Raw genomic sequence first — 12777 nt, forward strand, 5'->3', positions numbered from 1 at the left:
GGACGGCCGCCCGCATGCGGCGCGGCCCGACCGGGTATCCAGGACCCATGAGATTCGGCATCGCGACGTTCGTGACCGACGAGGGCATCCGGCCCGGGCCGCTGGGGCGGGCGCTCGAGGAGCGCGGGTTCGACTCGGTGTTCCTCGCCGAGCACTCGCACATCCCCACCAGCCGGGAGTCGCCCTACCCGGGCGGCGGTGACCTGCCGCGGGTCTACTACCGCACCCTCGACCCGTTCCTCACGCTCGCCGCGATGGCCGAGACGACGACCGAGCTGCTGCTCGGCACCGGTATCGCCCTGCTGCCGCAGCGCGACGTGATCCACACCGCGAAGCAGACCGCGACCCTGGACCTGGTCTCGGGCGGGCGGCTGCTGTTCGGCGTCGGCGCGGGCTGGAACCGCGAGGAGATGCGCAACCACGGCGTCGACCCGGCGAAGCGCGGCCCGCTGATGACCGAGCAGCTGCACGCGATCAAGGCACTCTGGACCGAGGAGGAGGCCGGGTTCGACGGCGACCACGTCCACCTCGAGCGCTCGTACTGCTGGCCGAAGCCGGTCCGGACCCCGCACCCGCCGATCTACCTGGGCGGGGAGAGCGAGGCCGCGCTGAACCGGCTCGCCGAGGTCGGTGACGGCTGGCTGCCGCGGGCGCACCTGTCGTTCGACGAGATCCGCCGGGTGCGGGCCGACCTGGCGGAGCGGGGCAAGCCGGACGTGCCGACCACGGTGTTCGCGGCACCCGCGGACGCGGAGACGATCGCCGGGTACGCCGAGGCCGGCGTCGAGCGGGTCACGTTCCTGCTGCCCACCCGCCCCGAGGCGGAGAGCCTCACCAAGCTCGACGAGCTGGCGCAGGTGGCCGAGAAGGCGCGCTGACCGGCCGGGAACCCGGCCCCTCGACATGACGACGGCCGGCCCCCGTCACCGTCCCCCCGACGAGCGGTGACGGGGAACCGGCCCGTTCCCCCCGCGTCCCGGCGACGCTCCCCGCCCGCCGTGACGCGTGCACCACGGTATCGGGCCCGGCGGGCGGTCCGGATCGGTCGAACTACTGATATCCGGGGCCGGTCGTCTCCTACTACGGGAGGAGACGCCCTAACCCAGACCTAGCCTTCGGCCCGCTCCGCGGCGTCCAGCCACTCGATCTCCACCGACTCCCGCTCGGCGACGACGACCCGCAGCTCGCGGTCCAGCTCGACCAGCCGGGACGGGTCGGTCGCCGCCTCGGCCAGCCGAGCGTGCAGCTTCTCCTCCTGCGCGGTGAGCTGCTCCATCCGCCGCTCGAGGCGCTGGGCGTCCTTGCGCGCGGCCCGCTGCGCGGCGGCGTTCACCTTGGGTGCGTCCGGCTTCGCCGCCGGTTCCCCGGCCGCCGGCGGCGCGGTCGGCGCCGCCCCGGACGGGCCACGCCCGGCGGCCGCGCGCCGGTCCAGGTACTCACCGATCCCGCCGGGCAGATGGGTGAGCTTCCCGTCCCCGAACAGCGCCAGCACCTGGTCACAGACGCGCTCGGTGAGGTACCGGTCGTGGCTGACCACCACGAGGGTGCCCGGCCAGCCGTCGAGCAGGTCCTCCAGCCCGGCGAGGGTGTCGACGTCGAGGTCGTTCGTCGGTTCGTCGAGCAGCAGGACGTTCGGCTCGTCCATCAGCAGCCGGGTGAGCTGCAGCCGCCGCCGCTCGCCACCGGACAGGCGCCCGACCGGGGTCCACTGCCGCGACGCCGGGAACCCGAGCCGCTCCAGCACCTGCGAGGCGGTCATCTCCTGCTTGCCGAACCGCACGTACTTGGCGACCGCCTCGGTCGCCTCCAGCACCCGCAGGTCGGCGGGCAGGTCGACCAGCTCCTGGCTCAGCTGCGCCATCTTCACGGTGCTGCCCTGCACCCGGCGCCCGCCGTCGAGCTCCCGCTCGCCGGACAGGGCGCGCAGCAGCGTCGTCTTGCCCGAGCCGTTGACGCCGACGATGCCGATCCGGTCCCCCGGGCCGAGCCGGTAGGTCACCCGGTCCAGCAGGGTGCGGCCGGCGACCCGGACCGTGGCGTCCTCCAGCTCCAGCACGGTGCGGCCGAGCCGGTTCGTGGCGAACTGCATCAGCTCGACGGTGTTGCGCGGCGCCGGGACGTCGGCGATCAGCGCCTCGGCCGCCTCGATCCGGTACCGCGGCTTCGAGGTGCGGGCGGGCGGGCCGCGGCGCAGCCAGGCCAGCTCCTTGCGGGCCAGGTTGCGGCGGCGCTGCTCGGCGGCGTCGGCCTGGCGGCTGCGCTCGGCGCGGGCGTAGACCCAGTCCGCGTAACCGCCGAGGTAGGACTCGACGTTGCCGTTCGCGACCTCCCAGGTGCGGGTGCAGACGGTGTCGAGGAACCAGCGGTCGTGGGTGACGACGACGAGCGCGATCCGCCGGTCGACCAGGTGCTTCGCCAGCCAGCCGATGCCCTCGACGTCGAGGTGGTTCGTCGGCTCGTCGAGCACGACGAGGTCGAGGTCCCCGACCAGCGCGGCGGCGAGCGACACCCGGCGCTTCTCGCCACCGGAGAGGCCGTCGGTGGACCGCTCCACGTCGGTGATGCCCAGCCCGTCGAGGACGTCGCGCACCCGCGGGTCGGCCGCCCACTCGTGGTCGGCGTCGTAGTGCTGCAGCACGATGTCACGCACCCGGGACCCGGGCGGGAAGCGGTCGTGCTGGGCGAGGTGGGCCATCCGCAGCCCGCCGACCCGGCTGATCCGGCCGCCCTCGACCGGGCGCTCGCCGGTGATCACGTCGAGCAGGGTGGACTTGCCGCCGCCGTTCAGCCCGACGACGCCGATCCGGTCGCCCTGCTCGACGCCGAGCGACACGGCGTCGAGCAGCACGCGGGAGGCGTCACCGGGCACGTGCGCGGTGACGTTCTCGAGGTTGAGCAGGTTCGCCATCTCTTCAGATCACTCTCATCAGGCGCGAGCGGGGGGCCAGGAGCCCGACGTGGACGGCCCGCCGCGGTCGGGCGGGTGCTCGTCGTCGTCGACCACACGGGCCCCGTTCACCGGCCCGTGTGCGACGCGGACGGTGCGGCACACGCCCATCCCGGCCAGCTCGGTGGCGACGTCGACGGCGGAGTCGGCGTCGGCGCACAGGAACGCGCACGTCGGCCCGGACCCGGACACCAGCCCGGCCAGCGCGCCGGAGTTGACCCCGGCCCGCAGCGTGCGGCGCAGGTCCGGGGCCATCGACACGGCCGCGGCCTGCAGGTCGTTGCCCAGGTTCAGGGCGAGCTGGCGCGGATCGCCGCCGGCGAGCGCCTCGAGGACCGGCTCGACCGGGCGCTCCGGGATGTCCCCGTCGCCGCGCAGCCGGTCCAGCTCCCGGAACACGCCCGGGGTGGACAGCCCGCCGCGGGCCAGCGCGATCACCCAGTGCAGCCGGTGCCGGGCCAGCACCGGGATGATCTGCTCGCCGCGGCCGGTGCCGAGCGCGGTGCCGCCGTGCAGCCCGAACGTGACGTCCGAGCCCAGCTCGGCGGCCAGCTCCGAGAGCTCGTCGCGGCCCAGCTCCATGCGCCACAGCGTCGACAGCGCGACGAGCGCGCCCGCGGCGTCGGCCGAGCCGCCGGCCATCCCCCCGGCGACCGGGATGCCCTTGCGCAGGGTCACCCGGACGTCCGGGTCGCGGCCCGCCTTCTGCGCCAGCAGCTCGACGGCGCGCCAGGCCAGGTTGGTGGCGTCGAGCGGGACCTCGGCGACGCCGTCGCCGTGCACGTCCAGGGTGGGCTCGTCGGCGCGCTCCACCGAGACCTCGTCGAACAGGCTCACCGCGTGGAAGACCGTGACCAGGTCGTGGAAGCCGTCCGGCCGCACCCCGCCGACGGCGAGGTGCAGGTTGATCTTCGCGGGTACCCGGACGGTGACCGGTCGCGGCACGGCGGACAGCACCGCTCAACCCTACGGCCCGCGCGCCGGGCTCCGCCGCCGCCCGGCCGGTCGAGGTGGGCCGGTTCACTGTGCACGCCGGAGCGGGCGGGCTAGGCCCCCGCCACGGGCGCATCGGCGGTCCGGTCGCGGCGGGCGAGCAGGTGCTGGGGCGTGGCGAAGCAGGCGACCGCGACCAGGCCGACCACCAGCACGGCGGCGGGCAGCAGCACCGACTCGGCCATCGCCTGCGCGAACGGCTCCCGCACGGCCTCGGGCAGCGGGCCGCCCGCCGCGGCGGTCTCCGGCGAGCCCGAGCCCGAGCCCCCGGCGCCGGGCAGCAGCGCGGCGAGCCGGGCCTGCATCAGCACGGCGATGCCCGCGCTGCCGAGCACGGCGCCGACCTGCCGCGTGGTGTTGTAGACGCCGGACCCGGACCCGGCCTGGTCCATCGGCAGGTTGCGGGTGGCGCTGGTGGAGATCGGCGCCCACACGCACGAGTTCGACACGCCGAGCAGCGCGATCGGCAGCAGCAGCTGCCACACCGGGGTGTCCGGGCCCATCGCCAGCGCCAGCCAGACCAGGCCGAGCACGAAGGTCGACATCCCGAACCCGCCGATCAGCCGCGGGTGGATCCGGTCGGTGAGCTTGCCGGTCCACGGCGCGAGCCCGCCGGAGAGGATCGCCAGCGGCGCGAGCAGCAGCGCGGCCTCGGTCGGGGTGAACCCGCGCACGCTCTGCGCGTAGATCATCAACGGGAAGCCCTGCGCGGTGATCGCGAACCCGACGCTGCAGATCGCGATGTTGGCCAGCGAGAAGTTGCGGTCCCGGAACAGGCGCAGCACCACCAGCGGCTCGCTGCCGGTCTCCCGCCGGCCCAGCACGGACTGCCACCACACGAACACGACGAGCACCAGGGCCCCGACGACGATCAGGGACCACACCGGGACCGGCCCGACGATCGGGCCCCAGTCGTACTTCTGCCCCTCCTGGATGCCGAAGACGAGCAGGAACATCCCGGTCGCCGAGAGCACCACGCCGACCAGGTCGAACCGGCGCCGCGACACCGCCAGCGACGGCACCAGCCGCCACGCCGCGACGAACGCGACCGCGCCGAACGGCACGTTCACGAAGAAGATCCACTGCCAGCCGAGGCCCCCGACGAGCAGCCCGCCCAGGATCGGCCCGGTGAGGGTCGCGAACCCCGCGACCGCACCCCACAGGCTCATCGCACGGCCGCGCTGGGCGGCCGGGAAGGTCCGGGTGATCACGGCCATCGTCTGCGGCGTCATCATCGCCGCGCCGAGACCCTGCGCGACGCGGGCGACGATCAGGCCACCGATCGTCGTCGTCAGGCCGCACCACAGCGAGGCCAGCGTGAACACCGCGAGCCCGCCCAGGTAGACGCGCTTGGGCCCGAACCGGTCCCCCATCCGCCCGGTGATCAGCAGCGGGACGGCGTAGGCCAGCAGGTAGGCACTGGTCACCCAGACCACGGAGTTGACGTCGGTGCCGAACGCGAGCAGCAGCGCCGGGGTCGCGACGGTGACGATGGTGGCGTCGACCAGGATCATGAAGAACCCGATGACCATCGCCCAGAGCGCCGGCCAGGGACTCGTCCCGTCCGTGCCGACCACGCGTTCCCTCGACAGTGTCACCACGTCATCATGCGCCTGTGACGCCCGCGCCCGGGCAGGTGGGCCCGGCCGCTACCGGTCCCCGGCCCCGGGGCGGGCGGCCGCGACCCGGGCGAAGTCGGCGACCGAGAGCCGCTCGGCGCGCGCCGTCGGGTCGATGCCCGCCGCCCGCAGCGCGGCCTCCGCGGCGGGCGGGGACCCGGCCCAGCCGGCGAGCGCGCCGCGCAGGGCCTTGCGCCGCTGCGCGAACGCGGCCTCGATCACCGCGAACGTCGCCGCCCGGTCCGCCCCGGCGGGCGGGTCGTGCCGGCGGAAGGCGAGCAGTCCGGAGTCGACGCCGGGGACCGGCCAGAACACCGCCCGCGGGACCGGGCCGGCGCGGCGGGCGTCGGCGTACCAGGCCAGCTTGGCGCTCGGCGCGCCGTACTCCTTCGAGCCGGGCCGGGCGGCGAGCCGGTCGGCGACCTCGGCCTGCACCATCACCAGCCCGCTCTCGATCCCGGGCAGCTCGGCCAGCAGGTGCAGCAGGACCGGGACGGCGACGTTGTAGGGCAGGTTCGCGACGATCACGCTCGGCAGCGCGGTCCCAGCGGTCCCGGCCCGGTCCGGTCGGCCGGGGACGGCGAGGTCGGCGGCGCCGATCCGCAGCGCGTCCGCGGCGGTCACGGTGAGCCGGTCCGCGAGATCGGGGGCGCGGTCGGCGACGGTGTCGGCGAGCTGCCCGGCGAGCACCGGGTCGATCTCGACCGCGTGCACGCGGTCGGCCACCGGGAGCAGGGCGAGGGTCAGCGACCCGAGGCCGGGGCCGACCTCCAGCACGACGTCGTCACCGTCCACCCCGGCGACCTTCACGATCTTGCGGACCGTGTTGGCGTCGTGCACGAAGTTCTGGCCGAGCTTCTTGGTGGGGCTCAGACCGAGCCGGTCGGCCAGCACCCGGACGTCGGCGGGGCCCAGCAACCGGGCGGTCCCGTTCTCGCTCACGCGTCCATTCTCGCCGGGGGCGCCGCGTGGCGCGGCGCAGGCCCCGGTGCTCAGCTCAGGCCGAGCTTGCTCGAGCAGGACGGCCAGGCGCCGTAGCCGCCGCGCTCGTCCTTCACCTTCTCGGCGATCGCGATCTGCTCCTCGCGGCTCGCCTTGCCCGCGGTGGGCGCGTACTCGTCGCCGCCGTAGGACTGCCAGGTCTGCTTGTCGAACTGCAGGCCGCCCGAGTAGCCGTTGCCGGTGTTGGTCGACCAGTCGCCGCCGGACTCGCACTCGGCGAGCTTGTCCCAGACGGCGCCGTTCCCGACGGCCGGGGCCGACGACGACTTCGAGGAGTTGTCCTCGCCGTCGGCGGCGTCGGGGGCGACCTCCTCGACCTTCTTCTTGGTGCCGACCTTGACCACCCGCGGCTCGGCCGGGGTGTCCTGCCCGGCGCCGATCCGCTCGCGCCCGACCTCGCGGCCCTGGTCGTAGGACACGCGCCAGATCACGCTGCGCTCACCCTCGCGGCCCGGGTCGACGACGGTGCGGGTGCCCTCCTCCAGGTTCGGGTCCTGGACCTCGCGCTCGGTGACCGGGAGCTTCTGCGACTCGACGACCTGCGCGTCGACGATGTCCGACCCGGTGGTCGGTGCGGCGACCGGCGCGAACGATGTCGGCGACGACGAGTGCCGGTCCAGCGTCATCGACGCGGCACCGAGGTCGCTGGCGCTCGACGCCAGCCCGGCGCGCAGCGTCTGGGTGTCCTCTCCGGACTGCGGCGCCATCACGGCGACGGCGAGACCACCGGTCGGCACGGAGAACAGGGCCGCGGCGGCGACGGTGCGGGCACCGGTCATGGAGCGGACGGCACCGCCGCGGTGCCGTCCCTCGTAGCTGACGTACCCGTCCCCGGCGCCGGAGAGCCCGGCGGGGGCAGCGGCACCGGACACGGGGAGAGGACGCGTGGCGTCGTCCGCGAAGAGGTCGTCGCCGACGTGCTGACCGACGTTGCGCTCGAACATGATGTCCCGGTGGCTCGGCTGGCCGGGCAGGGGGCGTGACCGGCGGGGACGACGACCGGCGCGGAGCCGGGGAGCGGAACCGCTGCTGGGGAGCGGCCGGTCGTCGTCCCGCAGGTCGGGGGGAGCGACCCCATCCCGGCGGGTACGGGGCCGAACGTTAGCGGACCGTGACCGGCCATCAAGGACCCGGGGACCGGCACGGCGGTGAGCGGCCCGTGATCGACGCCGAACGACGGCAACCCCGCCGTCGGCATCGACGGGCGGCGTCAATCGGTTGCGCGCGTCCGGAACACCCGCTCGGCGTTGCGCCGCGCCAGCTCGGCGACGCGGGCTTCCGTCTCCCCGCGCGTCGCGGCCATGCCGCGCACCGTCCACGGCAGCACGTACGGCTCGTTCGCCCGGCCGCGGTGCGGGTGCGGGGTGAGGAACGGGGCGTCGGTCTCCACCAGGAACCCGTCCTCGGGCACCAGCGCCGCGGCGGCCCGCAGCTCGTCGTTGCGCTTGAACGTGACCGGCCCGGCGAAGGAGAGCACGTAGCCGGCGTCGACGCACTCGCGCGCCATCGCCGCGTCACCGGAGAAGCAGTGGAAGACCACGGTCTCCGGGGCGCCCTCCTCGCGGAGGATGCGCAGCACGTCGTCGTGCGCGTCCCGGTCGTGGATCATCAGCGGCTTGCCGGTGCGCTTGGCGAGTCCGATGTGCCAGCGGAACGCGTCCTGCTGGGCCGACGGCGGTGCGTGGTCCCAGTAGTAGTCCAGCCCGGTCTCGCCGACGGCGACCACGCGGTCGTCGCCGGCCAGGCGCTCGATCTCGGCCAGGTCGGCGCCGGTGACCGATGCGGTACGGGTGGGGTGCAGCGCGACCGCCGCCCACACCCGCTCGTCGGTGTGCGCGGCACCGACCGCCCAGCGTGCGGCGGCGAGGTCGTCGGCGATCGTGACCGCTCCGGTGACCCCGACCGCCGCCGCGCGGTCCATGGCGGCGACGACGTCGTCCGCGGTCTCGCAGCCGCACGCGTCGAGATGGGTGTGGCTGTCGATCGTCGGGGCCGCCAGGGGCTCCGGCGGTTCCGGGCGGGGACGGCGACCGTGGGGAGCGGTCCCGGTGCTCGCCGCCGGCTCGCTCGCTGCCGGTTCGCTCACTGCCGGCTCGCTCACTGCTGGATCGGAGCCCACTCCGGACCCGTCTCCCCCAGCTCCGGCGCCAGCTTGCTGAAGATCGGGGTCGGCTTGGCCAGCGGCCGGCCCACCTCGACCGGGGTGGAGCCCCAGTGCGCCTGCTCGCCCGCGTAGTCCCCGGTCAGCACCGGGTAGGCCGGCCCGTCGCCGAGGTCGTCGACCTCGCGCCGCTCCGGCTGCGCCGCCCACACCCCGGTGCCGCCGAGTGCCTCGTGCACCTGCTGTGCCGCGTGCGGCAGGAACGGGGTGAGCAGCGTGTTCGCGTCCTGCACGACCTGCAGCGCGGTGTGCAGGATCGTGTCCCGGCGTTCCGGGTCGTCCTTGCGCTTCCACGGCTCCTGGTCGGACAGGTACCGGTTGGCCGCGGTGACCACGCGCATCGCCTCGCCGGCCGCCTGCTTGAACCGGTTGCGGGCGAGCAGCCCGCCGACGGTGTCGAAGCCGGCCTTCGAGTACGCGAGCAGCTCGGCGTCGGCCTGCTGGGGTGCGGCCGGCCGCGGGATCGCGCCGACGTTCTTGTGCGCCATCGAGACCGAGCGGTTGACCAGGTTGCCCCACTCGTTGGCCAGCTCGAAGTTGACCCGGCGGACGAACTCGTCCCAGGTGAAGTCGACGTCCTGGTTCTCCGGCCCGGCGACGGCGATGTGGTAGCGCAGCGCGTCCGGCCCGAACTCGCGCAGGAAGTCACCGACGTAGATCACGGTGCCGCGGCTGGTGGAGAACTTCGACCCGAGCATCGTCAGGTACTCCGAGGACACGACCTCGCTGGGGAGGTCGAGGGTGCCGTACGGGCCGGGCTCGCCGCCGCGGTCGCCCTGCCCGTTCTGCCCGAGCAGGATCGCCGGCCACATCACCGAGTGGAAGGTGATGTTGTCCTTGCCCATGAAGTAGTACGCCTGGGCGTCCGGGTCGGTCCACCACTGCTTCCAGGCGTCCGGGTCGGGACCGCGGCGGGCCCACTCCACCGACGCGGACAGGTAGCCGATCACCGCGTCGAACCAGACGTAGATCTTCTTCATCGGGTTGTCCGACCAGCCGTCCAGCGGCACCGGGACGCCCCACTCCAGGTCGCGGGTGATCGCCCGCGGCTTGAGGTTCTCGGCCAGGTTCGCCGAGAACTTGAGCACGTTGGGCCGCCAGTCGGTGCGGGTCGACAGCCACGACCCGAGCGCGTCGGAGAACGCGGGCAGGTCGAGGAAGAAGTGCTCGGTCTCGACGAACGACGGGGTCTCACCGTTGATCTTCGAACGCGGGTTCTTCAGGTCGGCCGGGTCGAGCTGGTTGCCGCAGTTGTCGCACTGGTCGCCGCGGGCGCCGTCGTAGGCGCAGATCGGGCAGGTGCCCTCGATGTAGCGGTCCGGCAGGGTCCGCCCGGTGGACGGGCTGATCGCGGCGAGCTGGGTGCGCGGCACCACGTAGCCGTTCTTGTACAGCGCCGTGAACATGTGCTGCACGACCTCGTAGTGGTTCGAGGTCGTGGTGCGGGTGAACAGGTCGTAGGACAGGCCCAGGCCCTGCAGGTCCGCGGTGATGACGTCGTTGTACTTGTCGGCCAGCTGCCGCGGGGTCAGGCCCTCGGCGTCGGCCTGCACCTGGATCGGCGTGCCGTGCTCGTCGGTGCCGGAGACCATCAGCACCCGGTCCCCCGCCATTCGCCGGTACCGGGCGAACACGTCGGAGGGCACACCGAAACCGGAGACGTGGCCGATGTGCCGGGGACCGTTGGCGTAGGGCCACGCCACGGCGGTCAGCACGGCTTTACTCATGCGTCCAGCGTATGCGCACGCCCGGGAGCGGGCCGCGCCGCCCGGTCAGATCTCGGCGGAACCGTCATCCCAGGTCAGGTGCAGGACACCCGCACCGGTCCGCAGCTCGACCTCCAGGGTCTCGAGCCCGAGCACACCGCCGGTGGCCTGCACCGGCAGCAGCCGCCCGCCGACGGAGCGGAAGACCTCGGCCCGCCGGTCGCCGGGGTGCACGACGAGCAGCTCCCGGACGCCGGCCGCGGCGTAGAAATCGATCTTGTCGTAGGTCTCGTCCCCGGCGGAGCGGACCTCGACGACCAGCTCCGCACCCTCCGTGCCCCGCTCGGAGAGGTGCTCGGGACGGCAGTAGGACTGGTCCGGGACCCGGTAGTCGGTGGCCGCACGGAACAGGCCGGTCTCCATGTGCGGGACCAGCCCGTGCCGCTCCGCCAGCGGTCCGAGGGTCATGGTGAGCCGGGTCGACAACCGCTGGTGCGGCCCCCCTGCCGGTGGAACCACGTGCAGCACCCCGTCCCACATCTCGTCCCGGTGGTCCAGGCCGAGGCGGCGACGCTCCTCGAGCATCGCCTGCGGGGCCTCCAGCATGACGACCTTCACACCGGTCAGGGTAGCGATCCGGCGCCCGGGCGTACCGTTGCAGTGTGAACGTGGACGTGACACCACTTCCCGGGATCGGGGTGCGCAAGGAGATCGAGCTGCGCGACGGGCGGCGGATCGGGGTCATCTCCCACCGCGACGGCCGGACCGCACTGATCCTCTCCCGCGCCGACGACCCGGACGCGTGCGTGGCCGAGCTGCCGCTGACCAACGAGGAGGCCGGCGCGCTGGCGAACCTGCTCGGCGCCCCGCAGCTGGTCAACCAGCTCAACGACGAGCACAAGGACCTCCCCGGCATCACCACCCGGCGGTTGCCAGTCAAGTCCCACAGCCCGTACGACGGCCGCCCGCTCGGCGACTCAGCGCTGCGCACCCGCACCCAGGTGTCGGTGGTCGCGGTGATGCGTGCCGGGCAGGTGCACCCGTCGCCGACCCCGGACTTCGTGCTGGCCGGCGGGGACGTGCTCATCGCGGTGGGGCTGAACGAGAAGCTGGACCAGGCCGCCGACGTACTGGCCCGCGGCTGAGGCGGGCGGGTCGGACGGACCGTGGACCACGTCGCACTCGAGCTGCTCGAACTCGGTGCCGTCTTCTTCGGCCTCGGCCTGCTCGGCCGGCTGGCGCAGCGGATCGGGCTCTCCCCGATCCCGCTGTACCTCGTCGGCGGGCTCGCCTTCGGCTCCGGAGGGATCTTCCCGCTCGGCGACATCGGTGACTTCACCGCGCTGGCCGGCGAGGTCGGTGTCGTCCTGCTGCTGTTGCTGCTCGGCCTGGAGTACTCCGCGGCCGAGCTCGTCACCGGGCTGAAACGCTCCTGGGGCGCGGGCGTCGTCGACGCCGTGCTCAACGCGGCCCCGGGCGTCGCGGTGGCCCTGATCCTCGGCTGGGGCGCGGTCGGGGCGATGGTGCTCGGCGGCGTCACCTACATCTCGTCGTCGGGGATCGTCGCGAAGGTCCTGTCCGACCTGGGACGCCTGGGCAACCGGGAGACCCCGGTGATCCTCTCGGTGCTGGTGTTCGAGGACCTGGTGATGGCCCTCTACCTGCCGATCCTCACCGCGCTGCTGCTCGGCGTGACCCTGTGGGGCGGGATCGGCGCGGTCGCGATCTCGCTGGCGGTGATCTCCGTCGTGCTGGTGGTCGCGCTGCGCTACGGCCGCTACGTCTCCGCGATCGTCGACTCCGACGACCAGGAGGTCTTCCTCCTCAAGGTGCTCGGTGCCGCGCTGCTGGTGGCCGGGTTCGCGCAGGCGATGCAGGTCTCCGCCGCGGTCGGCGCGTTCCTGCTCGGCATCGCGATCTCCGGGTCGACCGCGGTGAACGCGACCCGGCTGCTCGAACCGCTGCGGGACCTGTTCGCCGCGGTGTTCTTCGTGGTGTTCGGGCTGTCCACCGACCCGGCCGCGATCCCGCCGGTGCTGGGGTGGGCGCTGGTGCTGGCCGTGTCCACCGCCGCCACCAAGTACGCGACCGGGTGGTGGGCGGCCCGGCAGGCCCGGATCGGTCCGATGGGCCGGGCCCGGGCCGGGGCCGCGCTGGTCGCCCGCGGCGAGTTCTCGATCGTCATCGCCGGCCTGGCGGTCGGGTACGCGGCCGTGCCCGCGGAGCTGTCCGCGCTGGCCACGGCGTACGTGCTGATCATGGCGGTGCTGGGCCCGATCACGGCCCGCTGCGTCGAGCCCGTCGTGCGGGCGCTGCCGTCGCGCACACCGGCCGGGGCCTGAACCACGC

General features: G+C 73.9%; 11 protein-coding genes. 3 read left to right on the top strand and 8 right to left on the bottom strand.

Features of this window, described 5'->3' with window-relative positions:
- Window positions 1-47 precede the first annotated feature (47 nt).
- Window positions 48-878, top strand: a complete 831-nt coding sequence (locus tag BM093_RS26435; protein WP_093351668.1) for an LLM class F420-dependent oxidoreductase — start codon at window positions 48-50, stop codon at window positions 876-878.
- Between the two features lie 230 nt (window positions 879-1108).
- Here BM093_RS26435 and BM093_RS26440 read toward each other — a convergent pair whose 3' ends face one another.
- The 8 genes from BM093_RS26440 to BM093_RS26475 all read right to left on the bottom strand — a co-directional run bounded on the left by BM093_RS26440 (window position 1109) and on the right by BM093_RS26475 (window position 11046).
- Window positions 1109-2908, bottom strand: a complete 1800-nt coding sequence (locus tag BM093_RS26440) for an ABC-F family ATP-binding cassette domain-containing protein (RefSeq protein WP_093351677.1) — start codon at window positions 2906-2908, stop codon at window positions 1109-1111.
- Window positions 2909-2926: 18 nt separating this feature from the next.
- A complete protein-coding gene (locus BM093_RS26445) occupies window positions 2927-3904 on the bottom strand; it encodes a 4-(cytidine 5'-diphospho)-2-C-methyl-D-erythritol kinase (protein ID WP_093351680.1) in 978 nt (325 codons plus the stop codon).
- A gap of 89 nt (window positions 3905-3993) precedes the next feature.
- Complete coding sequence (locus BM093_RS26450) at window positions 3994-5538, bottom strand: DHA2 family efflux MFS transporter permease subunit (protein ID WP_245773819.1); 1545 nt, start codon at window positions 5536-5538, stop codon at window positions 3994-3996.
- A 51-nt stretch (window positions 5539-5589) separates the two neighbouring features.
- Window positions 5590-6501 (bottom strand): 16S rRNA (adenine(1518)-N(6)/adenine(1519)-N(6))-dimethyltransferase RsmA, encoded by a 912-nt coding sequence (rsmA, locus tag BM093_RS26455; protein ID WP_093351685.1) that lies wholly within the window; start codon window positions 6499-6501, stop codon window positions 5590-5592.
- Between the two features lie 50 nt (window positions 6502-6551).
- A complete protein-coding gene (locus BM093_RS38025; RefSeq protein WP_093351689.1) occupies window positions 6552-7505 on the bottom strand; it encodes a resuscitation-promoting factor in 954 nt (317 codons plus the stop codon).
- Window positions 7506-7771: 266 nt separating this feature from the next.
- A complete protein-coding gene (locus BM093_RS26465; RefSeq protein WP_093351692.1) occupies window positions 7772-8647 on the bottom strand; it encodes a TatD family hydrolase in 876 nt (291 codons plus the stop codon).
- 11 nt (window positions 8648-8658) lie between these two features.
- Window positions 8659-10449: a methionine--tRNA ligase gene (metG, locus tag BM093_RS26470; protein WP_093351695.1), complete on the bottom strand. Its 1791-nt coding sequence runs from the start codon at window positions 10447-10449 to the stop codon at window positions 8659-8661.
- A 45-nt stretch (window positions 10450-10494) separates the two neighbouring features.
- Window positions 10495-11046: a Uma2 family endonuclease gene (locus tag BM093_RS26475; protein ID WP_093351700.1), complete on the bottom strand. Its 552-nt coding sequence runs from the start codon at window positions 11044-11046 to the stop codon at window positions 10495-10497.
- Between the two features lie 44 nt (window positions 11047-11090).
- Between BM093_RS26475 and BM093_RS26480 the strand changes: the two genes are divergently transcribed.
- Together BM093_RS26480 and BM093_RS26485 are read left to right on the top strand one after the other, a co-directional pair.
- A complete protein-coding gene (locus BM093_RS26480) occupies window positions 11091-11573 on the top strand; it encodes a cation:proton antiporter regulatory subunit (protein ID WP_093351706.1) in 483 nt (160 codons plus the stop codon).
- 21 nt (window positions 11574-11594) lie between these two features.
- The gene (locus BM093_RS26485) at window positions 11595-12770 is read left to right on the top strand and encodes a cation:proton antiporter (protein ID WP_093351712.1); all 1176 of its coding nucleotides are present in this window, start codon (window positions 11595-11597) and stop codon (window positions 12768-12770) included.
- Window positions 12771-12777 lie beyond the last annotated feature (7 nt).

It is taken from the genome of Pseudonocardia ammonioxydans, from assembly GCF_900115005.1.
GTDB lineage: Bacteria > Actinomycetota > Actinomycetes > Mycobacteriales > Pseudonocardiaceae > Pseudonocardia > Pseudonocardia ammonioxydans.

Excerpts from the sequence above, each read along its gene's own strand:
- BM093_RS26435 (WP_093351668.1), top strand. The coding sequence starts at position 48 with ATGAGATTCGGCATCGCGACGTTCGTGACCGACGAGGGCATCCGGCCC.
- BM093_RS38025 (WP_093351689.1), bottom strand. The coding sequence starts at position 7,505 with ATGTTCGAGCGCAACGTCGGTCAGCACGTCGGCGACGACCTCTTCGCG.
- BM093_RS26440 (WP_093351677.1), bottom strand. The coding sequence starts at position 2,908 with ATGGCGAACCTGCTCAACCTCGAGAACGTCACCGCGCACGTGCCCGGT.
- metG (WP_093351695.1), bottom strand. The coding sequence starts at position 10,449 with ATGAGTAAAGCCGTGCTGACCGCCGTGGCGTGGCCCTACGCCAACGGT.